17 protein-coding genes and 3 pseudogenes are annotated in these 21,936 nt (G+C 56.5%); 10 read left to right on the forward strand and 10 right to left on the reverse strand.

From position 1 onward, the window contains the following. Window positions 1-12: 12 nt before the first annotated feature. The 3 genes and pseudogenes from RS75_RS13425 to RS75_RS13435 form a co-directional block, all read right to left on the reverse strand. Window positions 13-1,383, reverse strand: a complete 1,371-nt coding sequence (locus tag RS75_RS13425; RefSeq protein WP_045021239.1) for an aminotransferase class I/II-fold pyridoxal phosphate-dependent enzyme — start codon at window positions 1,381-1,383, stop codon at window positions 13-15. A 41-nt stretch (window positions 1,384-1,424) separates the two neighbouring features. After that, the gene (locus RS75_RS13430) at window positions 1,425-8,864 is read right to left on the reverse strand and encodes a type I polyketide synthase (protein WP_045021242.1); all 7,440 of its coding nucleotides are present in this window, start codon (window positions 8,862-8,864) and stop codon (window positions 1,425-1,427) included. 313 nt (window positions 8,865-9,177) lie between these two features. Beyond that, window positions 9,178-9,615, reverse strand: a pseudogene (locus tag RS75_RS13435) (transposase); the annotation flags it as partial. Window positions 9,616-9,779: 164 nt separating this feature from the next. Between RS75_RS13435 and RS75_RS13440 the strand changes: the two are divergent. Continuing rightward, window positions 9,780-10,295 (forward strand): YidB family protein, encoded by a 516-nt coding sequence (locus RS75_RS13440; protein ID WP_045021244.1) that lies wholly within the window; start codon window positions 9,780-9,782, stop codon window positions 10,293-10,295. A gap of 308 nt (window positions 10,296-10,603) precedes the next feature. On the opposite strand, the gene RS75_RS13445 is transcribed toward RS75_RS13440, so the two are convergent. After that, window positions 10,604-11,416, reverse strand: a complete 813-nt coding sequence (locus RS75_RS13445; RefSeq protein ID WP_045021245.1) for a nickel-binding protein — start codon at window positions 11,414-11,416, stop codon at window positions 10,604-10,606. A 211-nt stretch (window positions 11,417-11,627) separates the two neighbouring features. On the opposite strand from RS75_RS13445, the gene RS75_RS13450 reads away from it, so the two are divergent. Continuing rightward, window positions 11,628-12,287, forward strand: coding sequence for an outer membrane protein (locus RS75_RS13450; protein ID WP_045021247.1), 660 nt, complete (start codon window positions 11,628-11,630; stop codon window positions 12,285-12,287). Window positions 12,288-12,560: 273 nt separating this feature from the next. Here RS75_RS13450 and RS75_RS13455 read toward each other — a convergent pair whose 3' ends face one another. Then, window positions 12,561-13,136, reverse strand: a complete 576-nt coding sequence (locus RS75_RS13455; protein WP_045021248.1) for a thermonuclease family protein — start codon at window positions 13,134-13,136, stop codon at window positions 12,561-12,563. 242 nt (window positions 13,137-13,378) lie between these two features. Between RS75_RS13455 and RS75_RS13460 the strand changes: the two genes are divergently transcribed. Then, window positions 13,379-13,783: a hypothetical protein gene (locus RS75_RS13460; RefSeq protein WP_045021250.1), complete on the forward strand. Its 405-nt coding sequence runs from the start codon at window positions 13,379-13,381 to the stop codon at window positions 13,781-13,783. Window positions 13,784-13,798: 15 nt separating this feature from the next. Here the strand turns inward: RS75_RS13460 and RS75_RS25640 are convergent. The 3 genes and pseudogenes from RS75_RS25640 to RS75_RS13465 form a co-directional block, all read right to left on the reverse strand. Beyond that, window positions 13,799-14,192 (reverse strand): annotated as a pseudogene (locus RS75_RS25640) (type II toxin-antitoxin system VapC family toxin). Further along, window positions 14,189-14,422 (reverse strand): annotated as a pseudogene (locus tag RS75_RS25645) (AbrB/MazE/SpoVT family DNA-binding domain-containing protein). The pseudogenes RS75_RS25640 and RS75_RS25645 overlap by 4 nt, the downstream one beginning before the upstream one ends. 116 nt (window positions 14,423-14,538) lie before the next feature. Further along, complete coding sequence (locus RS75_RS13465; protein WP_045021251.1) at window positions 14,539-15,441, reverse strand: LysR family transcriptional regulator; 903 nt, start codon at window positions 15,439-15,441, stop codon at window positions 14,539-14,541. Window positions 15,442-15,580: 139 nt separating this feature from the next. On the opposite strand from RS75_RS13465, the gene RS75_RS13470 reads away from it, so the two are divergent. Continuing rightward, window positions 15,581-16,354 (forward strand): SDR family oxidoreductase, encoded by a 774-nt coding sequence (locus tag RS75_RS13470; RefSeq protein WP_045021253.1) that lies wholly within the window; start codon window positions 15,581-15,583, stop codon window positions 16,352-16,354. A gap of 64 nt (window positions 16,355-16,418) precedes the next feature. On the opposite strand, the gene RS75_RS13475 is transcribed toward RS75_RS13470, so the two are convergent. After that, window positions 16,419-17,348: a LysR substrate-binding domain-containing protein gene (locus RS75_RS13475; protein WP_045021731.1), complete on the reverse strand. Its 930-nt coding sequence runs from the start codon at window positions 17,346-17,348 to the stop codon at window positions 16,419-16,421. Window positions 17,349-17,452: 104 nt separating this feature from the next. Here RS75_RS13475 and RS75_RS13480 point away from each other — a divergent pair, with 104 nt between their 5' ends. From RS75_RS13480 to RS75_RS13505, 6 genes are all read left to right on the forward strand, one after another. Further along, window positions 17,453-17,854 carry a tautomerase family protein gene (locus RS75_RS13480; RefSeq protein WP_045021255.1) on the forward strand — a complete coding sequence of 134 codons (402 nt, stop codon included), beginning with the start codon at window positions 17,453-17,455 and terminating at the stop codon, window positions 17,852-17,854. Window positions 17,855-17,868: 14 nt separating this feature from the next. After that, window positions 17,869-18,285 (forward strand): cupin domain-containing protein, encoded by a 417-nt coding sequence (locus RS75_RS13485; RefSeq protein WP_045021733.1) that lies wholly within the window; start codon window positions 17,869-17,871, stop codon window positions 18,283-18,285. Beyond that, complete coding sequence (locus RS75_RS13490) at window positions 18,282-18,848, forward strand: DUF4865 family protein (protein ID WP_045021257.1); 567 nt, start codon at window positions 18,282-18,284, stop codon at window positions 18,846-18,848. The genes RS75_RS13485 and RS75_RS13490 overlap by 4 nt, the downstream gene beginning before the upstream one ends. 165 nt (window positions 18,849-19,013) lie before the next feature. Next, the gene (locus RS75_RS13495) at window positions 19,014-19,442 is read left to right on the forward strand and encodes a MerR family transcriptional regulator (protein WP_045021258.1); all 429 of its coding nucleotides are present in this window, start codon (window positions 19,014-19,016) and stop codon (window positions 19,440-19,442) included. Beyond that, window positions 19,378-19,797, forward strand: a complete 420-nt coding sequence (locus RS75_RS13500) for a carboxymuconolactone decarboxylase family protein (protein ID WP_045021260.1) — start codon at window positions 19,378-19,380, stop codon at window positions 19,795-19,797. Before RS75_RS13495 ends, RS75_RS13500 begins: the two co-directional genes overlap by 65 nt. Further along, a complete protein-coding gene (locus tag RS75_RS13505; protein ID WP_052679686.1) occupies window positions 19,794-20,624 on the forward strand; it encodes an NHL repeat-containing protein in 831 nt (276 codons plus the stop codon). The genes RS75_RS13500 and RS75_RS13505 overlap by 4 nt, the downstream gene beginning before the upstream one ends. 231 nt (window positions 20,625-20,855) lie before the next feature. On the opposite strand, the gene RS75_RS13510 is transcribed toward RS75_RS13505, so the two are convergent. Further along, the gene (locus tag RS75_RS13510) at window positions 20,856-21,893 is read right to left on the reverse strand and encodes an aldo/keto reductase (protein WP_045021737.1); all 1,038 of its coding nucleotides are present in this window, start codon (window positions 21,891-21,893) and stop codon (window positions 20,856-20,858) included. Between the last annotated feature and the right edge of the window lie 43 nt (window positions 21,894-21,936).

Here is a 21,936-nt window from a genome sequence, read left to right on the forward strand (position 1 = left end):
TTTCGCCCAGCCTCAACGATTTATGACCAGGCGCTGCAGCTCATCCAAATTCAGGGATGCTGCTGATATATTTTGATCAACCAGCTCCTCCAGAAGAGTTGCTGTCGTTTCAACGGCTTGAAAAATCTGTTCTTTTGTATGTTCAGTCGTCAAAAAGAACCGGATTCTGGCCAAGCGTTCCGGGACGGCAGGGTGAATGATGGGCAGGGCATTAATACCCGCTTCAAAAAGCCGATTGCTCAATTCTACTGCGCGTAGAGAGTCTCCGACAATAACTGGAACGACGGAAAACCCGGCACTCGTACCGGTATCCAATCCTCTGTTTTTTGCTGCATCAAGAAACAACTGACCATTACGGAAAATCTGCTGGACGCGCTGTGGTTCGCGCCGCAAGACGGCCAGGCTGCCAAGCGCTGCGGCCGCCAAAGGAGGGGCCAGCCCCACACTATAAACGAAACCGCCCGCGTGCCCTTTGAGAATTTCCACCAGAGCCCGGTTCCCGGCGATGTAACCACCACAACTCGATGAGGTTTTCGACAGTGTCCCCATCCAGATGTCGATTTCTGTTGGGTCGATACCGAAGTGTTCAAACGTTCCCCGTCCTTGCGTTCCCAGCACGCCGAGAGCATGCGCTTCATCGACCATCAGCCAAAAAGGATATTCGGAACGAAGGCGGAGCATGGCTGGAAGATCGGTAATATCGCCATCCATGGAGTAAACGCCCTCGACGATCACGAGGACATTTCGATAATCCTGAGCAGCGCCGGAAAGAATCCGCTCCAGGTCACGCATATCATTGTGCTTGAATATCAACCGTTTCGCACCGGATAACTGCGCACCTGCGAGAGCACTGTTATGAATAAACTCATCATGGATGATGAGGTCTTGCGACGTCATAAGGCAGCTTATAGCTGAAAGGTTTGTGAGGTATCCGCTTACAAAACAAACAGCCGCCTCGACACCATAATTTTCTGCAATCGATTTCTCCAGTTCGACATGCAGCGGCCTTTCTCCGGCGACCAATCTGCTTGCCGAAGACGAAATTCCATATCGTTCAATGGCGCTCTTTACCGCCTCATGAACTTCAGGATGAGTATTCGTCCCGAGATAGTCGTAGGACGCAAAATTGATCAGCTTTCGGCCGTCTATCACGGTCTCTGCCCCGGCAGCGGCGTCATGCGACCGGTGAAAAGGGTTTTTCACCCCCGCAAATTCGGCAACGGCCTTCTGTATCTGAAGGGACTTGTAGGCGGGATGCTCCTCGAAACCTCCACGCGCCTTTTTCCGTGGAGACGTTATCTTCTCCACAGTTCTAATGTCGCGTTTTTTTTCGACCTGGCCGCGCTGTTCCCGCAGCTTCTCCAGCATCCCGGCCGAGAGCATCGGTTTGGCTCCGCCATTACCTGAACCATTTTGTGCACTCACTAAACGGCCTCCTGAAGTTTTTGGAAACTATGCCTGTTTGCCAACCCTTCCAGCAAATCATCAGCGGCATCGTCGTTCGCGCCAAGAGACTGGCGGCTAAGCAACTTTTCGCGAAGCTTTCCAACGATCGCGCTAACCGTTGTGCTGTCGGAAATGCTGCTCAGCGGAAGATCGATCCCGGTTTTTTGCTGAAAACTCGTTCCGAGCTCCATCGCCATCAAACTGTCCAGACCAATATCGCGAAGGACCTTGTCCGGAGTGATATTGTTCTCAGCCATTTTCAGGATCGAGGCCAGCTCCGCCGCAATCAGCGAGTGCAGAATTGCATCAGCATCCTCAGCGGATTTATCAGCGACCATCGAATGCAGATCCATCTGCTCCCCGACAGCAATCTGCTCCTGACGCTGATTATTCGAAACTGCCGAAAACAGAGATTGTTTCACGGTTTTCAAGGTTGCCGCTGTTGCCCAGTCGATGTCGGCAATCATCACTGTCGCACTATCGGCGTCGGCAGGCATTGCAATGAGATATTCCTCGACAAAGCGCATGGCATCACGCGCCTTAAGCGCCGTCTTGCCAATCCGCTTGGACAACAATTCGTTGACTTGCGTATTGCGGGCCAGGAACCCTTTGTCTGCGATCGCTCCAAAACCCACGGCCAGGGCAGGCTTACCACGCAGGCGGCGGGCCCGAGCAAGGCCTTCCAGATATCCATTCGCGGCGACATAGTTGGATTGACCCGGGTTCCCCACCATCGTGGTGGCGGACGAGAACAGCAAAAACAAATCGAGATCGTCTTTGTCCGTCAACTTGTCCAAAACTACAGCACCTTCGACCTTGGTGTGAACTACAGGTCGGTTACGTTCGCGGCTAAGGTTTGAAATGAGTGCATCGTCCAGCACCATAGCGGCGTGTACGACACCCTTCAGAGGTGCCACTTTTCGCAAATCCGCCAGCAATGAGCAAAGTTGCGCCTCATTGGTAACATCGCAAGCGTGTACCGAAGCCTTAATCCCCATCTCGTGCCAGCGTGCAATGGCATCACGCGTGTCGTCATCCAAAGTACCGCTGCGTGTTGCAAGAGCCAGATGCGAGGCACCTTTCGCCGCCAGCCAATTGGCCGCCTCAAGACCAAAGCCGCCAATGCCGCCGATGACGAGATAGGTGCCGGGCGACACTCGAAAATCCGAACCGCGTGCCTGCAACACGGTTTCTCTTCCGCGTGCAGGCGGTGTAACGACGATCTTCCCTATGTGACCCGCGCTTTGCATCAGCCTGAAAGCCGTGGAAATCTCATCATAAGAAAAGGCACGGTAGGGCAACGGCTTCAGCGTGTTTTCTGCGAAAAGGGTCGAAATTTCTTCGAATATCTTTGAGGTGATGTGCGGTGCTTCCACAAGCAACTGATCGGCGTCGATACCAAAATAGGAAATGTTCTTACGGAACGGTCTCAAGCCGATTTTACGATCGGCATAATAATCCCGCTTGCCCAGTTCCAGGAAGCGTCCGAACGGCTTAACAAGTTCCAGACTGCGTTCCATAGCTTCCTGGAAGAGAGAGTTGATCACAACATCCACGCCCAGACCGTCCGTAACGCGCAGAACATCGTTGAAGAACTCGAGGGACCGGGAATCGAAAACGAAGTCCGCACCCAGGGTCGCCAGCAAATTCCGCTTTTCAACGGTGCCAGCCGTAGCGATAATCGTCGCACCCCTTAGCTTCGCGATCTGCAAGGCGGCAAGTCCAACGCCACCCGCAGCACCGTGGATGAGGACCGTTTCGCCGGAACGCAATCCGGCCAGCTGCACCAGCGCATAATAGGCCGTCAGAAATGTAACGGGGAGCGTTGCCGCCTCGATAAGATCGATACTGTCCGGAATACGCGTTACGCCCTTTTCAGGAACCACGACATGCGTCGAGAACGCATTCGGACCGATGCCCATCACCCTGTCACCCGGATAAATATGATGCACATCGCTTCCAACCGATAGAACTGTTCCAGAGAACTCCATACCGATGGTAGCCCCAGCGAATCCGTCCTCCAGCGCTTCTTCCGGAAGCATCCCCATGGCCCACATGACATCGCGGAAATTCAGGCCTGTCGCGGAGACTTCGACAACGACATCACCGGGATCGGCGGTTGGCAACATATTCTCTTGCCACTCGATAGTCTCAATGCGACCAACTGTTCGCTGAACGATGGAGGCGGCCTGAAACGTCTGAATACGCTGCTTTGACCGCTGAGAGGGACCGGAAACAACCCGTAGCGACTGACACGATCCATCCATGACATCATAGAGCAGTTCGTTTTCACCCTGCTCCTGCAATGTCAGGAGTTCGCGCCAGAGCTTTTCAGTCAGCACGCTGCCGGCAATATCTATCGTTACGATGTCGATCTCGTCATATTCGTTCTGGAGAACGCGTGCAAAAGTCCAGATCGCATGATTCACGGGATTGACGTAGGTTCTATTCGTTGGCGCGCCGCCGGGCGCAACGATAATCAGCCGCGGCGGATGCTTTTCAACCCCAGTAGAATAATGCCGCACAGCTTCGGCCAAGTCGCTCAGAAGGCAGATGTCGTCCTGAAGGCTCGACGAATGGCTCGCGGCATCAGAACCCTCCGGCAAAACCAATACAATATCGAGTTCGTTGGTGCCAACATGGGTCAAGGCGTCCCGCAAAGTCTCAACGCTCAAGCCCGAGCCGCAATCAAGTTCGGCGCATTTATCTGCTCGTAGATCGGGAAACGGCGTGTCTTTCCGCTTGATCATCAAAAGGCTTTCGCGTGTTTGCAATTGCTGAGGTTCGTCAACGCCGATCTCACCGCGAGCAGTCAGGATCGTCAGCGATCCATCATCAAAATCCGCCCGAACAACGGCGCTGTTGGCAAAACCAAGTGCACCAATTCGTCCCATCATCTCCTCATTGGAAAGCATTTTCCCAACTGGCAATTCCGACAGAACGCTTTTCCTGAACCACCCCTCCCTCAGCCCAAAGACAAAATCCGCAAGCGATGCGTATTGATGCTCGATGAAACAAAGCTCGGCGCCTGTTTTCCCGATTGAAATCAATGCCGAATTTAATATCTCACTGTCTTGCAGGCGTCCAAGGAGGAACCCGTTTGCACTGATGACCAGATCGATGCAACGGCTCAAACAGTCGGCATTACAATCCACGACATCGACGCGTGGATTCTTTGCAAATCCTACCGCTAGATTGCTTTTGAGATTCTCGTCGTCTTCGATGATCACGAGCTTGGCATCGTAACGTTCTGCAAGAGTTGCCAGTCTTGTACTGACGGCAACCGAAGTCGCACCTATTTCGGCGATAACCAGGCCTGGCCGGCCCGAAGCGGCCTTCTCCAGAAATGCTTCGACCAGACGGCATGCTTCATCAATCCGTTTGCGCGCGATCGGCGTGCCGTTCTGGAAATGATCGACAGTCGCTTCCGGAGCTTCATAGTCCGTCAAGTTGGCGCTCTCACCATCCTTAACCAAGAGATCCAGACTACTCATGACGAATTGATAAGCGTCGTTGACCAGGATCGCCGACGGACTAATTTCGGGAGATTCAGCGATCAACTCACGAATAATGTCTGCGAAAGCCGGCAAACCCGGATCGGAAGCGAGCAGCCAACACTCCTCTTCAAATGTTGCCAGCCCGTAATCCTCGAGAATAAAGAAGCAGTTAGACAGATATGCCTTGAGAGAAGGATGTTCATTCAGAATTGATGCATCGACACTGCCGAATACCTCTTGGACTTTTCGCGCGATATCATACGCGGCCCGATAAACTGCGGCATCCAGCACAAGGGCCGAGACAGCGGTCTCGGTTGCCGAGTATTGGGGAACAAGACTAGGTAAAAGCTCTTCGTGAGTAGAATTGCGCGTAATAGCTATCCGCTCATAGTGGAAAGACACTGTTTCCAGGCTGTGATGGACTTTAAGGAAAGTGCGCCTGAACCGGCAATCATCCAAGCTTGCAATCAGTTCACCATGTTCGCCGAGTAGTTCCACGCGAATTTTCAACGAAAACGGCGACGCCCGCAATATCTCAATCTGCGCTGAACGTATCTCGGCAACACCCGCTCGCGATCGGATTGCACCAAATCTCACCGGAATATAAGGCGCGCCCGACAAGTCGCCGGTCAGGTCCGCAAACAGGGCGACAAGACCGTGAAATGCCGCGTCGATAGAAATCGGGTTCAGATTGTACGACAGGTAGGGGTGGGCTGGGCGACCGGCCTCGAGAAGTCGCACATGCAGCTTGTGATCAGGCAAGACGCGAACATTTTCCAGAAGCCTAAAATCAACACCGTAGTCCAGACCAAATTGTCTTGCGGTTCTATAGGCGGTGCTTCCGTCAATTGTCCGGGCTTCTGATATGTTGCCATTCGATTGAGGAATCTGACGCGCGAACTCCGTGACCGGTCTGCGGATCCGGGCCACCGCGTGAACACTCCAATCGTCCTCGCTCAGATACTCGCGAGATCGAATTTCAATTTGACCTGTTTCAGGTGAAATCACAGTGGAAAGTTCAGCCAGCCTGTTTTCGTGCAGTTCCAGCGGCCGGGTAATTTCAAGATTTCTAACCTCGACATCTGAAGTCATGAAGAATTGCTGTGCCGCCTGAACCGCGATTTCTATAAACGCACTGCCGGGCAGAATAGACTTCCCGTCTACGACGTGTTGCGCGAGATCCGGAAACAGGTTTGCATCGATGTGGTTCTTCCACGACGCCGCGTTGGGGTCTGTACGCCACCCCAACAATGTATAGGCCGTCTCAGCATCACCACGACCGAGGAGGTTCACTTTGTCAGACGTGGGTAACACTTGCAGAGGCTGCGGCTCGAAAGGCAGGGGCGGTAACGCGACGTCGGCGCGACGACAGCAAACCTCCTCCGTCCACACCGAAGCGCCGCATGACACGGCCTGCGCCACGATGTGGGGCAAAGGATTACTGCTCAGCACCGGTCGCGTCAGCGTCGGGAGAATGGAAACAGATACACCCGCTTGACGGGCATTTTCCGTCAGATACGAGGAAAGGATTGGACGGGGACCGATTTCGATAAAGAGATTGCATCTCTGTTCAAGCGCTTCTGCTGTTGCGTCTGCAAAACGAACAACATCCCGAACGTTCTTCCACCAGTAAACGGCATCAAGTTGATCGCCACGTTTGACAGTTCCGGTAACACTCGAGATAAATTTTATATCGCCAGATCGAGGCTGATAAGCTGGAAGCTCGGACAGAAAGGCATCCCGCTCACGATCTATAACCGGATGATGGAACGGATAATCAATGTCGAGAATATGGACGGGAATGTGCTCCGTGCGACCAATTTCCTTGAAGGCTTTTATCTCACTGGCAGGACCGGAAATCGTGACAGATGAACGCGTGTTGATCGCGCCAACCTCAATTCCCGACAAGCCATTTCCGCGTAAAACCTCCTGCACCCTGCCTGGAGACAGGGCAACGGCGGCCATTTTCCCCTCGCCGAAAAGCGCATGCTGGTGACGTGACCGGACCGCCACCACCGCAACCGCGTGCTCCAGAGAAAGCGCTCCCGCACAATAGGCCGCTGCAATCTCACCAACCGAATGTCCGAACACCACCGAAGGCTTGATATTTCGGCTGATAAGATGATCCGATAGGGTTGCTTGAATGGTGAACAGGAGTGCTTGGGCAATCCTTGTGTCCGGTAGCGACGCCGCAAGGTCTTGCGACACAAACAACGATGCCAGATCAATATCAAGCCAGGGTTTAAAGACAGCACAAATTTCGTTAAAGCGGTCGAAAAAACTGCGGTCGTACCGGTAGGCATCCTGCGCCATGCCAATCCATTGAGAGCCATTTCCGGAAAACGCGAAGGCAATCCGGGTTTCTCCTGCTGGAGCTTCTCCGACGCGGCCTAGGCCCGTCGATGATCCAGCAAGAAATTCTTCGGCACTTTTGCGAACCAAATCGGGATCTTCGCTATCAACAACAAAGCGATGTCTATGGCGTGTTCTGTTTACTGCCGATACTGCGACAAGTTCGCGAAGGTCTGGACGGTCGCTTTTCAACTCTTGAACATAATTTTCAAGCAAACCTTCAAGGGCTGAGCGCGTCTGGGCACTCACCATAAAAGGCCCAGAGGGCAGAGCATGCTCATCAATAATCGCAGCTTCTTCAGGATCAGCAAGCACGATATGCGCGTTCGTACCACCGAACCCGAAGGAATTTATGCCAGCAAGGCGTCGCTTTTGTCCACGCGGTAATGAGGAACCAGATCGATTGATCTCGACATTCAATCCTTCGAAATCGATTTCGGAATTCAACTCAGCCGCATGAAGCGACGCGGGAAAAAAATCATATTGAAGTGCAAGACTCGCCTTTATCAGGCCAAACATCCCTGAAGCGGGTTCAGAATGGCCAACATTCGACTTAACAGACCCAACCAACAGCTTCTGATTTCGTTTTTGCCCCAGTTCCGTTCCGATTGCCCATAATTCCGCCGGGTCTCCAACCTTTGTTCCAGTGCCGTGCCCTTCAATGAAGGCGAGATCGTTCGGATCAAGATTGTGACGCTCATAGACATCACGCAGAAGAGACGCCTGCATCTCACGCGACGGCAATGAGATGCCGTTGGTACGCCCTGCAGAATTCAATCCCGTAGCCAGGATCCTCGCATAACTCCGGTCCCGGCTTGACCTTGCTCTTTCTGTTGTTCGCAGAACAACTACGCCACCCCCTTCGGATCGGACGTAGCCCTGACCACCCTCACCGTACGCCCGGCACAACCCTTCGGGCGACAGCATGCGGGCCTGAGAAAAGCCGACAAAAGAAAAGGGGTGAGCGAGAACATTCACGCCACCGACGATCGCGGTGTCGATATCGCCACTCCGAAGCGCACGGACAGCCTGATCCAATGCGACAAGGGAGGATGAACACGCCGTATCGATCGTCAAACTAGGTCCGTTCAATCCAAATACATGCGAGATGCGGTTGGCAATAATCGACAGGGTGTTGCCGGTCATAAAATACGGACTGCCGGAAGCCGGATCCTCTATAAACGTATTTCCGGAATCCAGACTTGATGCGCCGATATAGACACCAACGCGTTCCCGTTGCAGAGCAGAAATCGTTATGGAAGCATCTTCCAGGGCGCGCCATACGAGCTGTAGAACCACGCGTTGCTGCGGATCCATATATGTGGCTTCGCGCGCCGTCAGATTGAAAACGGCAGGATCGAAATCATAGACATCTTCAATCACGCCAGCGGCGAACGTATATGCCTTTCCTTGCGTGCCCGCGACTGGATGCCAAAAACGGGCGTGACTCCACCTGTCTTCAGGAACGCTGGTTACAACGCAACGCTCGTCCTTCAACAATTGGAATAACTCGTCTACGTTCCGAGCCGACGGGGTGCGGACGGATCGTCCTATGATTTCAACTGACATGCCTTACTTTATCTCACAATCCTAGATAGCTTGAATGCAACAAAGCCACCCGTCGATCAACCCTATATTGGTAGATCCACTGATTATAAGTATCCGATGCATGTGAAGGCGACTGCACTGGGCGTTGCAGACGACCCCACCCCCACGACTAGCACTACTTGGGCAGAATGTATTTGGCGGTCTGAAGCGGATTCTGCAGTGCGGACATCGTTCTAGGGCTGACGTTGATAGGAGGGTGTTTATGACAGCGCGTCGGATGGCTGGCAGTGTCGGTTTAGGCGGGCCGTGCCTCTTGGTTTTTTTCCCGCTTGGCCTAGTGTAGGCGCAGATGTTGCAGGAAGGAATAAGCGATCATTGTCATCAGCGCGTGTCGATGCAGACCTTGCCATGATCGGCCTTCGAAGTGATCGAGGCCGAGTTCTTATTTCATTTGTTGATGCGCCTGCTCGCAGACCCATCGGGCTTTGATGGCAGCTGCCAGCTGCTTTAACGTTGCTTCGGCCGGCAGATTGGAGAGATAGTATTTGCGTTCGTCGTTCGAGCGCCATTCGCCCACCAGCCACGCCTCTTCGCCCGGCATATGCTGCTGTCCCTTGTCGAGGATACGTTGCGGACTACCATCAGCGATCCGAATGCGGAGCGCAGCAAAGCGCGCTGTCAGGCGACCTTTCGTGCCGCGACGCCAACTGACCTTCTTCCAGGAGGATGCTTCCAGGATCGTTTCGGCCGCCATCGACAGGGTGTCGGGGATCGAATGCGACAACCCGCCTGCGGGGAAGGCCCCGCATTGCAGTTGCTCGACACGCCCAACCCATTGACCTTGATGGAACCTAATTGCTGGCCAATCGTTCTGTTCCAGCGAAAAGGGCCACGTCGCCATGTTTTCTCGAGGCCCATGAAAACAAGGAGACGATCATGGTGAGCGGTCAACTGAAAGCACTGCTGGGTGTACTTGCCGTTGCGGGCTATCAGAACAGAGAGAAAATCGCGGAACTTCTGCGGGGATTGAACATGCAGCAGACTGCAGGAGCTAACCAGGGCGGAGAAGCGAGCTCGCCCCAGACAAGCGGTGACGACTTGCTCGGCAAACTTGGTGGCGGCAGGGACTCCGGCGGAATCGGATCCATTTTTGGCGGCCTGACCTCCGGAGGAATTTTAAGCGGCGGTCTGAGCGACCTTCTCAAGACCTTCCAACAGAACGGCTTCGGGCAGAAGGCCGAATCCTGGGTGAAGCCGGGTGCGAATGACGACATCAACGGTAACGAACTATCAGAGGCGATCGGGCCGGAGGTTCTCGACGAACTGGCCGCAAAGACAGGTCTGTCGCGTGAAGAGATACTGGCGCGTCTCAGCAAGGATTTACCACGAGCTGTCGATGAACTGACACCAGATGGGACCGTACCCTCTGAAGATCAGGCTTTCAAGAACTGACCAAGTCCCCTGCTCGGACGAATGCCGCAAGCGCGCTGTTCAGAATGGCGTCCCTTGCGGCTGCAGTTCGCCTCGTTCGAGTCAGTACAGATTTCTTTTTTCCCACTCAGCCATCGTTGTTCCTGTCGACCGAACACTTTTGGACATCTTTGCGAGTTGAAGCCCTGGGCGCAATACAGGCTTCGATCTTCAAAACACGACCGCCTTTGCAGCCAATCTCGATCCGCATGGACGTGCCGACCTCTCAGCGGCCTTGTCCGCCGAACCAGAGCGCTCCGTAAATCTGCTGCTCGTTTCCAATCGCGCAGCTAGTGCAGCCATTCGCAACAGTAAGCAAGGACCGGCTCGGCAAATCCTTTCAGTCTGTAACGATCGCCATGCACGATGGCATCAGCGCCGCCATATTCCTTGAAGGTCTTGTCCGATATCAGGATTTGATCGCTCTGGGCCGCCGCACAAAGCCTTGCTGCCATTTGCACAGTTGTACCGAAGAAATCATTGCTGTCTTCGATTGGTTCACCGCAATCCAGCCCAATGCGGATGTGAAGGGGCTCGCCTTTGTCGCTGTTGTAGCGATGGAACTCGCGTTGGATATCAATGGCGCAGTCCACGGCAAATGGTATTGAGGAGAACACCGCCATTATGCCATCACCGGTGTGTTTGACCTCCCGTCCCGACCGTCGTCCCAGACAACCACGAACGAGAGCGTCATGCGCTCTGACGAGTTCAGCCGCCATACGATCGCCAAGGCGGGACGTCATTTCGGTTGAACCAACGATATCCGTGAACAGGATCGCACGGTGACCGGCGTCCATATCTTTCGAGGCAGCCGCAACTGCCACTGGATCCTGTATTCGCCCAAGAAATGCTTCTACGGCCGACAGCGCGACTTCCACGACTTCACTTGCGACAAATCCGTGGGCTTCCCGATGCACGCACTGCGCGGTTGCAGCGTCCGGAGCATCGATAAGGCAAAACGCAGTGCCGCGCCTTTCATCAAACCAGTAGGTCAAAAACCTGACGCCGTATCGATCCTGGATGTTGAGATCTCTAACGTGTGCCGCGGCAATATCCGCAGCTGAAACTCCGGCAAGCTCGTGCCGGTCCATGAAGATAGGCATTCGTTTCCTCCCGGGAGTATATCGTTGCCTCATCTGCCAAGCAGTTTACGACTTCCCCAAGCTATCGTCTATCGCCCGTGTGGGTGACCCTCAACAGAAACGGAGAAGCAGCAGGACGACGATGAGCGCTGCAAAAATACTACAGCTATTTCGGGAGATATGCATTTTAATGACCGCTCATATAAGCCTCATGTAAGGGAGTTCAAACACAATGAAGAAGATCGTTACGACAATCGCTTTTGTGCTTGCAGCATCCGGCGCAATGGCTGCCGATGCCGTGTCAGAAGTTCCTGCCGCCCCTGCAGCGGAAGCTGCGCCGCTGTTCAGCTGGACAGGCTTCACGGTTGGTGTTCAGGGTGGATACGGATGGAACAATAATGATGTATCCGTTGTCGGCATTTCTGGCGAAACCTCTGCAGATTTCAATGGCGGCCTTCTTGGCGGCTTCGTTGGCTACAACTACGACCTTGGCAACAGCTGGGTCGTCGGTATCGAAGCCGACTTCGACAAAAACTGGGGCGATGACTCCGCCACCATTCTCGGCACAGGCTTCGACTATGGATTCGACTGGCAGGGTTCGGTCCGCGGGCGTGTCGGCTACGCCTTTGACCGCGCCCTTCTCTACGGCACAGCCGGATGGGCCTACGCCCGTGGCTATGCAGAGGTACCTGGAATCGTGGATGAGAAGGAAACCTTCAACGGCTACACTGTGGGCGTTGGGCTTGATTATGCATTCACGGATATGATGTTCGGCCGGATCGAATACCGATACACCGACTTTGGTGACAAGGACTTCAATTTCGGCGGCGCGGCGATCAACGCGGATGTCGATCAGCACGCAATCCGCGTCGGTCTTGGCATAAAATTCTAAGTCGTCTCTGCTACAAAACAGGTAAGCCCGGCCATCAGGCCGGGTTTTCTTTTATCTGATCCCGCAGCACGGTCTGCGCCCTTGAATGAATTGCCTGGATCTGAACGACACAAGCGTCACTTTTCCGGTGACGGCCTCCAGTGTGCCTATGCCTATGCGTCACATACCTGCAGAGCTGCAGAGGCCTTCCCGCAGTGTTTTCGGAATAAAAGCGGTCAAATCCGGTCTGGAATTCAACGCAACCAAGATAATCTTCCCAATCGCCTGAACCCGTCAGCACCATGGCTGCCTCTTTCCAGTCCATGTCCGGGCCAGACCTTCGGATACAAGAATGTCGCCAAGCGACCGGCCATCCCGCATAAGGATTCTGAGCTTGCGCCCATACTTGTCTTCATCGCGCCCAGGCCAGGAGACTGTCTCGAAGGGACCGGCATTGACCAGTTCCATCAGCCTTATCGTTGCACGATCCCCCAGCGCCTTTTCAGAGGCACAACGGGGCTGGCCAATTTCCGGCGCATCAATATCGGCAATACGGACCTTAATGCCGTCAGTCCATAAGGTGTCGCCATCAACGATGCAGTTGACACGAACACTCCCCTTGCATTGCCTGAAGGTCACGGTCTGCGAACGCGCTGACAGAGAGGCTTCTTCTGCCGCCCGATATGATGGAATATCGCGCCCTTTCGGCCGTGAGCCTTGCTCAACAGCCCCGCTGCCGCTCATGAAATAAGTTGCACTGGCCCCGACGAGGAAGCTGGCCACCATGCCGAGGACAACACGCCTGGCAAATAACCAGCCTGAAATGGGTCGCGCCATGTGGCGCGATCTGAATTGCACAACCTTGGCCATAACATCCTTCGCTCCCGATAATAGACAGAATAGCCGTGCACAGTATCGGTCCGGATAACGCGATCGCTGCAATTTTAGGAAACATGGACAAGTCTGGCTTTCAGCGAATTAGCCGCACTTGACGACTGCGATGCAGTCCGGCGCGATCCAGATTATGAACCTGTTGAGACAATTTCAGTTGCAGTGACTCGACTCCTATCGCCGGGCGTGTTTTTTTGCCTGAAATCCACGAGGACATCCGCATGAAAACATCTATTGCCCTGCTCGCATTCGTCACTTTCTCGAGCCCGGTCTTTGCGGCATCATGCGAGAAAAATTTCACCGTTTCTGGTGTACCGATGGTGACGGCAGTATCCTATAAGTCCTGGCAGGAATTGCCGAAGGCAAAGGCGTCTGACGTCCTTCGAAAGCTAGCCCAGGCTGTTGCAGCAGAAGGTTTCTCCGGCATTCAGGTCAACAAGGCCCTGTCCTCAATCGACGCTCACCAGGAAACAACCGGCAGCGGAAGAATTCAGACGCTGCGTGTTGTTGCTCGCCAGAAGGCTGCCGGCGTCCGGATCGACGTCATGTTCAACATTCAGGCCGGACAGGTCACCGACAAAAACATCGTCCGAAAAGGTATCTGCGACATCATCAGCGGCGTATGACGCAATGTCGTACGATCAAAGTTCTGGAGATATCAGCGGCACGGCCGGGAAACAGGACCGATGTCCCGTGTCAAGAGCGGAAGGTTTTGAACCGCTGCGTGACTACCGATAAAAAAGTCGGGTAAAACTCCTGTTCGAGAGCCACCGGCGCGACGGAACCGGGTGAATACCTTCCCCGCCAAAACAACGCAGAGCACGGGAAAGGAAGTAATTTTAGTCCCGCCTCATCCACAAATATATCCAGGTCTTCTATGCGTTCATACCGAACGGCAAGCTCAGAATAGATGACATCGTTGATGAACAATGGACCTGAAACGCTTGCGCGTTCGAGTTGCTCAATTGACCAGTCGGCCCATATCCGATCATCTGTTACCAGGTCAAGCAGGACATTTGTATCGACAAGCGTCACTTGTCACCGCGCGTAAGCGCCATGATGGTATCGGTATCCAGACCTTCTCCGGCATGTCCCCGAAGCTTGGCAAAGCGCGTCGGCGGCTATTTTTTGTCGGCTCTGACAAGGACGATCCGGCCGTCCGGAGCGCGAACAAAATCGACGGAACTCCCCGGAGTAATTCCAAGTAGTTCTCGCACAGCTTTGGGAATGGTGACCTGCCCTTTGGCAGTTACCGTCGTCGTCATCGGACACTCCTGTAATACCAACATCGGAGTTGGTATTAATTCCGGGAGCCGATTTCAACCGCGCAGGTTGGAAAGCAGTACATGCCGAAACAGAAGAACGGCGCCTGGCCAGTCATCTATTCCAGGAGCTGCCGTTTGAGTAGCGCTTCGAGCCAATCGGCAAAGATCTGCAGTCGTCGCGAAAGGTGCTGTCTGTGTGGATAAAGCAATGTCATGGGCATGGCTTCCGCTCGGTGATCCGGCATGATCTCAACCAGTTCCCCCGCTTCCAGATGGACGCGAACGTCATACGCCGGGATCTGGATCAACCCGAGGCCAGCCAGACAACACGCGATGTATGCCTCGGCGCTGTTGACGGTGACACGGCCACGCAGCGGCACCGCGCGAAGCGAACCATGTTCGATCCACTCCCAGTCCTCCACTCGCCCGCTGGAGGGCGACGCATAATTGACCGCCCAGTGATGCGCGAAATCGTCGGGTGTGCGAGGGGTTCCATGGAGCTTCAGATAGGCGGGACTGGCGACATTAATGAGCGGCAGTCTACCGATTGGCCGCGCTATCAGGCCCGAATCGCTTAAAGCGCCGACCCGCACGACACAATCGACGCTATCTTCCACCAGATTCACCGCGCGATCTGTGACCCCAAGATCGATGTCTATCTGCGGGTAGAGATCAAGGAATTCAGGAAGCGCCGGCGCGATGATCAGACGCCCGATCCGGCCTGGAACATCGATCCGAAGCCTGCCCGATGGTTGCGCCGCCGTCTGCCGAAACAGGTTTTCGGTATCCTCGACGTCGGCGATCACGCGCAGGCAGCGCTCATAGAAGGCGGTACCGTCCTGGGTGGGCGAGACCTTGCGCGTCGTGCGATGAAGCAGGCGAGCGCCGACACGTCCCTCCAGTTCCAGAACGGCCGCGGAAACAGAGGAGCGTGGCACGCCAAGCGTGTCGGCTGCACGGGTGAAACTCGAACATTCGACGACGCGGGTAAAAATGCGAAAAAGGTCAACGCGGTCCAAAGGTAGGAGTGTCTCCATTGTGCTGCATTTCTGACAGGTGATGTCAAAATGGTCGCCTTTATCGTGCGATCCTAGACGATATATTCCTCCAACGAAAGCGGCCGCCGATGTGGTCGCAACCGGCAAAGGAGACCAACTCATGACCGACCACAGCATCAAAGGTAAAACCGTCATCATCGCCGGGGGGGCGAAGAATCTCGGCGGGCTGATCGCACGCGATCTCGCTCAGCAGGGCGCCAGGGCAATCGCAATCCATTACAACAGCCTGGCGACCAAGGCGGAAGCGGACGCGACAGTAGCCGCAGTCAAAGCGACCGGCGCCGAGGCCGTCGCCCTTCAGGCCGACCTGACGACGGCTGGCGCCGTCGAGAAGCTTTTCACCGATGCGGTCGCCGCTATCGGCAGGCCCGACATCGCCATCAACACCGTCGGCAAAGTTCTAAAGAAGCCGATCGTCGAAATTTCCGAAGCCGAATACGACGAAATGAGTGCGGTCAACGCGAAGACGGCCTTCTTCTTCATCAAAGAAGCAGGCAAGCATCTCAACGACAATGGCAAGCTGGTGACGCTCGTCACCTCACTGCTTGGTGCCTTCACGCCCTTCTATTCCAGCTATGCCGGCACCAAGGCGCCGGTCGAGCATTTCACACGCGCCGCGTCGAAGGAATTTGGCACGCGTGGCATCTCGGTGACGGCGATCGGGCCGGGTCCGATGGACACGACGTTCTTCTATCCGGCTGAGGGCCCGGACGCCGTTGCTTATCACAAGACCGCCGCGGCACTCTCCGGCTTTTCGAAAACGGGCCTGACTGATATCGAGGACATCGTTCCCTATATCCGCTTCATGGTCTCGGACGGCTGGTGGATGACCGGCCAGACAATCCTCGTCAACGGCGGTTACACCACGAAGTAGGTCGGTGGCGGCGTGTTCGTCCTGACAGGCCGTCGAAGACCCACGCCGGCGACCATTTGAGACATCAGGCAGCAGGCGACCATTCGATCGCATGTTGTGTCAGCCATTCGGCAGGTAATGTTTCCGAAAGCGCCTGGCGGATGATCCCTGCCAGATGCGCCGTCAAGGGGCTGGTGTCTTTTCCCGCTTGAAAAAGCGCCAGCCCCAGAGACGGCAAATCCGGCAGGCCGTGAGATCTTGGCTCAAGCTGCCGGATCGATCGTGGTCGCCCAATGGGCGTGCGCAAGGCGATGCCGAGTCCAGCCTCGGTGGCTGCCCAGAGTCCACCGAGGCTCGGGCTGACAAAGGCGATACGCCAGGCGAGGCCCTGCCTGTCGAGATGCTCACACGCGATGGTGCGCATAAGGCAGGGAGCCTCCAGGGCCGCAAGCGGCAGTGGCTCCCGGCCATCTGGTAGCCAGGCAGGTGCGCGGTCTGCCGCACCCAGCCAGCACAGCGGCACGGTGGCGATCCGCTCGGTGGTGCCGGATGTCGAGCCATTGTCCCAGGCAAGCGCCAGATCGAGATGACCCGACGCGATCCTGTCCTTGAGTTCGGAGTTGCGGGCGATCCGTCCTTCGATCCTGACTTTGGGATGGGCACGCGCAAACCGGCCAAGCACCTGCGGCAGAACGGTTTCACCAAAATCTTCCTGAAGTCCGAACCTGATCCAGCCCTCCAGTTCCACACCCCGTACGGCGCTCATCGCCTCGTCGTTGAGATCGAGCAACCGTCGTGCGTAGGACAGAAGCACTTCGCCGCTATCAGTCAGCGCCAGGCCGCGTCCCGACTTGCGAACCAATGTTACCCCAGCCTGCTCTTCAAGCTTCTTCAGTTGTGCACTGATGGCCGAGGTAGACCGGCCGAGCCGGTCGGCAGCCCGGGCAAAAGACCCTGCCTCCATGCCGGCGGCGAAGCTACGAAGGGCATCCATGTCCAGGTTGGTAACGCGCATGACAATCATCCCTTATAACAGGATCATTAGTCCTGAATAATTTGATTTTCAGGATTATCTTGGTGTCCGATAATGCGCATGTCAATCACCTTACGGAGACTGCCATGCCCTTCACCCGAGTATCCATGCTGGCGGGAAAATCCTCCCAGTACATTTCCGCTGTTTCCAACAGTCTCGACCGCGCCCTTGTCGAATGTTTCGAAGTGCCGGAAAATGACCGTTTCGTGGTGTTCCACGCCCATCAGCCCGGAGAGCTTGTATTCGACCGCACGTATCGGGGCGGTCCGCGTTCGGATGGTTTTATGCTCTTTCACATCACCACTGGAAAGAACCGGTCTGCGGAAACCAAGGCACGATTTTTTCGGCGCCTGGTCGACAATCTGGCCAAAGCACCGGGGGTCCGGCCAGAGGATGTGATGGTTGTGATCGCCAATTCGACATTCGAGGATTGGTCTTTCGCTTCAGGCATCTCAGCCGCCATGCCGGCACAAGGGGAAGGCCGATGAGCAATCCATCCGGCATGAACACCGCCTGTCCGCCGGCAATGGCTATCGTGCGTGACGGCGTTGGAATAGCGCCTGCGCCGGTGGGTATCGCAAGCGGGCCGTTCCGCGTTCAGATGCTGCTTTCAAGCACGACGGAGGGCGAGATGACGGCGATGCGCGCCTTCGTCGACGCCGGCGTCGTCACCCATTGGCACAGCCACCCGCGTGGTCAGCTCCTGTTCGTGCTGGACGGCCTTGGTCTCGTTCAACGCGACGGCGGCGATGTCATAGAAGTCTGCGCAGGCGACTGCGTCTGGTTTGCCCCAGGCGAGCGCCACTGGCACGGTGCAGGCCCTGCCAGCCCTTTCCGTTATATCAGCGTCCAGCCGGTGAAGGACGGAACCGCCGTGCGCTGGATGGAACCGGTCGCGCCCATGGAGCAATGTTCATGATCGCGATGCAATACAGCTTCATCCTGCCGGCTGATTACGACATGACGGTCATCGACCGGCGCATCCGTGACAAGGGGCCGTTGCTCGACGGTTTTCCAGAGTTGCGATTCAAGGCGTATCTCTCTGCCCGCAAGCACGACGACGGCTTCACAAGCTCGGATAATCTATATGCACCGTTCTACCTCTGGGACCAGCCGGAAGGGCTCGATGCGTTTCTGACCGGCCCTGGCTTTGTCGCAGTGTCGCGGGATTTTGGATGGCCAAGGGTGCGGACATGGGTGACGTGGCACGCCGAACTCGGGGCCGTCCTTCGCGAAGCGCGGTTCGCGACCCGCGAGATCATACAGATCCTCCCGCATTCCGATCTGGCGTCATTGCGAGCCGACGCCGTCGCTGACGCACAAATGGCGGTTCGCTGTGGCGCACTCGCGGCTGTTGCGGCTTCCGATCCGACCGGCTGGACGCTGGTGAAATTCCGGCTTTGGCATCTCCTGCCGGAAGGGCAACGGCCAGGGTCCAGAGACATCCAGACCTATAAGGTAGGGCATATTTCCTTACCCTGAGGCGAAGTCGCAGCCTGCTTGACGCGGATGGTATTTCACCCTCCGGCGCAGCGGCATTGGAGAGTGAAGCAGCAGTCCCGAGCCTTCATAGTCATAAAAATGCCCTTGACTTAGAGTGCACTCCAACCCGTATCTGTTTTTGCGTCGTGACGAGAACAGGTGCTCATGAAGATCGGTGAACTGGCGAAGCGTTCCGGATTGTCGGCCCATACCATCCGCTACTACGAGCGGATCGGGCTGCTTCCCTATGCGGACAGGGACCGATCGAGCCAACGGGACTACGACGCGTCGATCCTGATCTGGATCGAATTCCTCGGTCGTCTGCGAATGACCGGGATGCCGATCCGGGACATGCTGCAGTATGCAGCTTTGCGGGAGCGCGGCGTCGGCACGGAGATGGAGCGACGCGAAATGCTGGAACAGCATCGCGAGCGCGTCCGTGCCCATGTGGTCGAACTGCAAGCCTCTCTTCTCGTCCTCGATACCAAGATCGCCGGCTATGCCGGCCAGGAACAGAGGATGAAGGACTATGACGCAACACTACCAGAGCGTCGGCGAAAGCCGGCTGGAACGCGGACGACGCGCACTCGCTGAAATCGATGGCCAGGCAGGAGAGAAGGTTGTCGCATCGCTGGCGGACATCGCGCCGGACTTTGCCACCTATCTGATTGAGTTTCCGTTCGGCGACATCTACAACCGCCCCGGCCTCGACCTGCGCGCCCGCGAGATTGCCACTATTGCCGCGCTGACCGCCATGGGCAACGCGGCCCCGCAATTAAAGGTGCATATTGAGGCTGGCCTGAATGTCGGGTTGTCTCGCGACGAAATCATCGAAATCATCATGCAGATGGCCGTCTATGCCGGTTTTCCGGCCGCGCTCAACGGCCTGTTTGCCGCAAAGGAAGTCTTCGCGCCCAGGTCTGCGACAAAGCAGGAGCGCGCGGCATGATGAGCCTCCTCCATTCCATCGCCATTGGGGGAGCTATTGTCCTCACGACGGCTTCTGCTGTCCCACTCGTGGCCCCGACGGTAGTCCGTGCCAATCCGGCCACGCCGGACAAACTCTGGGACGGCTTCAGTTCACCCGTCGGCATGGCCTTCGATGCGGCGGGCCATCTCTATGTCGCAGAATGGGGCGCCGGCCGCGTCTTGAGGATCGCGCCGGACGGCACCCGCGCAGTCTTCGCAGACGGGCTTGCCGGCCCCTCGGGTCTCGCAATCGGGCCGGATGGCGCGATCTATGTCGCGTCCTATTCCCGCGACGAAATCTATCGATTCACCCCCGAGGGCGCGCGCAGTCTGCATGTGACGGGGCTGGCAACGCCTGCCGGCATCGGTTTCGACCGCACCGGCAGGCTGCTGATCGCCAACCGCCGCACGAACCAGATCCTCGGCCTGACCGACAACGGACGGCTCACACCTGTCATCGACGGCCTGCGAACGCCTGTGGGCGCGGTGCAGACGCCGGACGGCGGCTACGTCGTTTCCAACATCGGCGGCGGTGTCACGATCGTTCGGCCCGATGGCACGCGCATCGAAGCCGGAGCCGCCTTCCGCACACCTGGACCCGGCGTCGCGATGACCCGGGACGGTCGCGTGTTCGTGGTTGATTACGGCGGTACGACCGTTCGGGAAATCCTTCCCGATGGTCGGTCCCGTACCGTGGCAGACGGTATCAAGAGCCCTGTCGGTCTGGTTCTGTCGCCAGATGAGGCGTCACTGCTGACGGCGGCGTGGAGTGACGGGACGATCTATCGGATTCCGATCCCGCAATAGGGCCAGGACCGATGGGACTACGCCAGGAGCCGGGCGCGCTGATGTTTCGGGCCGGTTAGCGCAACTCACGACCGCTGGCAGCGATCGAAGTCCGCAGACAGGGTCCGAGGCGAACCACGGCGCGCTGCGGGTGACATTGGACTTCTGTCCGGGAGCCGTTCCGTCATCCCCGGCTGCTGAGCCAGGGATAGGCGGAGCATGACGGATGGAAAATTCGACCGGTCGACGGCCTCACTTCACCGAAGCGGCCGGCCAGTCCATCACCTCGGCCTTGCCGCCCGCCAGACGATCGCGACTGGCGGCAACGATGTCGTGGGGGAAGCCGAGCGGGATGGCGCTGGCTGTATCGAGGCGGGCGATCTGCTCTTCGGTCAGGCGAACATCGAGTGCTGAAAGATTGTCGTTGAGCTGCTCACTGGTGCGTGGTCCGATGATCGGCAGTGTTGTGCCTTTGGCCAGTACCCAGGCGATGGCGATCTGACCCGCAGGAAGTCCGGTTTCCTCAGCAATCGCCAGAACCGCGTCAACAGTTGCCGTCTTGCGATCGTCGCTTTCGCCATGGATAACCGCGCCAAGCCCTTGCGCCCTGCCCGTCTCACCCTTGCGGTATTTTCCGGTGAGCAGACCACCGCCAAGCGGCGACCAGCTAACGGTGCCCAGACCGAAGGCATTGGCCATAGGGATCAGTTCACGCTCGACGGTGCGTTCCACGAGGCTGTATTCGATCTGCAGCGCCGAGATCGGCGACCAGCCGCGCAGGTCTGCAACGGTGGCGGCGGTAGCGATTCGCCAGGCTGGGAAGTCAGACAGGCCGGAATAGAGGATCTTGCCGGAACGAACGAGGTCATCAAGGCCGCGGACGATTTCATCGATCGGGGTGACACCATCCGGCATATGCACCCAGAGAAGATCGATGCGATCGGTGTTCAGGCGCTTCAGGCTGGCTTCCACGGACTGAATCATCGTCTTGCGGCTGTTGCCAGTGTGCTGCAGGCCGCTGGTCGGCGCATCGCCCAGCGAGAATTTTGTAGCGAGCACGATATCGTCCCGTTCGCTGGCGATGAACTCGCCGGTCAGCGTTTCTGACTGGCCGAACTGATACTGGTCGGCCGTATCGATAAAATTGCCGCCAGCGCTGCGGTAACCGTCAAAGATCTGCTTTGCAGTCTCCCGGTCTGCGCCATACCCCCAGCCCGTGCCGAAATTGCCGGTGCCCAGCGCCAGCGACGATACGCGAAGGCCTGTGCGGCCGAAAACTCTATAACGCATGTTCATGTGCTTCATCCTTTAAAATGGCGGTTACGCCAGGTTC

Origin of the sequence: Rhizobium nepotum 39/7 (assembly GCF_000949865.1) — a bacterium.
GTDB classification, from domain to species: domain Bacteria; phylum Pseudomonadota; class Alphaproteobacteria; order Rhizobiales; family Rhizobiaceae; genus Agrobacterium; species Agrobacterium nepotum.

Excerpts from the sequence above, each read along its gene's own strand:
- RS75_RS13425 (WP_045021239.1), bottom strand. The coding sequence starts at position 1,383 with ATGCTCTCGGCCGGGATGCTGGAGAAGCTGCGGGAACAGCGCGGCCAG.
- RS75_RS13430 (WP_045021242.1), bottom strand. The coding sequence starts at position 8,864 with ATGTCAGTTGAAATCATAGGACGATCCGTCCGCACCCCGTCGGCTCGG.
- RS75_RS13440 (WP_045021244.1), top strand. The coding sequence starts at position 9,780 with ATGGTGAGCGGTCAACTGAAAGCACTGCTGGGTGTACTTGCCGTTGCG.
- RS75_RS13445 (WP_045021245.1), bottom strand. The coding sequence starts at position 11,416 with ATGCCTATCTTCATGGACCGGCACGAGCTTGCCGGAGTTTCAGCTGCG.
- RS75_RS13450 (WP_045021247.1), top strand. The coding sequence starts at position 11,628 with ATGAAGAAGATCGTTACGACAATCGCTTTTGTGCTTGCAGCATCCGGC.
- RS75_RS13455 (WP_045021248.1), bottom strand. The coding sequence starts at position 13,136 with ATGGCCAAGGTTGTGCAATTCAGATCGCGCCACATGGCGCGACCCATT.
- RS75_RS13460 (WP_045021250.1), top strand. The coding sequence starts at position 13,379 with ATGAAAACATCTATTGCCCTGCTCGCATTCGTCACTTTCTCGAGCCCG.
- RS75_RS13470 (WP_045021253.1), top strand. The coding sequence starts at position 15,581 with ATGACCGACCACAGCATCAAAGGTAAAACCGTCATCATCGCCGGGGGG.
- RS75_RS13475 (WP_045021731.1), bottom strand. The coding sequence starts at position 17,348 with ATGCGCGTTACCAACCTGGACATGGATGCCCTTCGTAGCTTCGCCGCC.
- RS75_RS13480 (WP_045021255.1), top strand. The coding sequence starts at position 17,453 with ATGCCCTTCACCCGAGTATCCATGCTGGCGGGAAAATCCTCCCAGTAC.
- RS75_RS13485 (WP_045021733.1), top strand. The coding sequence starts at position 17,869 with ATGAACACCGCCTGTCCGCCGGCAATGGCTATCGTGCGTGACGGCGTT.
- RS75_RS13490 (WP_045021257.1), top strand. The coding sequence starts at position 18,282 with ATGATCGCGATGCAATACAGCTTCATCCTGCCGGCTGATTACGACATG.
- RS75_RS13495 (WP_045021258.1), top strand. The coding sequence starts at position 19,014 with ATGAAGATCGGTGAACTGGCGAAGCGTTCCGGATTGTCGGCCCATACC.
- RS75_RS13500 (WP_045021260.1), top strand. The coding sequence starts at position 19,378 with ATGACGCAACACTACCAGAGCGTCGGCGAAAGCCGGCTGGAACGCGGA.
- RS75_RS13505 (WP_052679686.1), top strand. The coding sequence starts at position 19,794 with ATGATGAGCCTCCTCCATTCCATCGCCATTGGGGGAGCTATTGTCCTC.
- RS75_RS13510 (WP_045021737.1), bottom strand. The coding sequence starts at position 21,893 with ATGCGTTATAGAGTTTTCGGCCGCACAGGCCTTCGCGTATCGTCGCTG.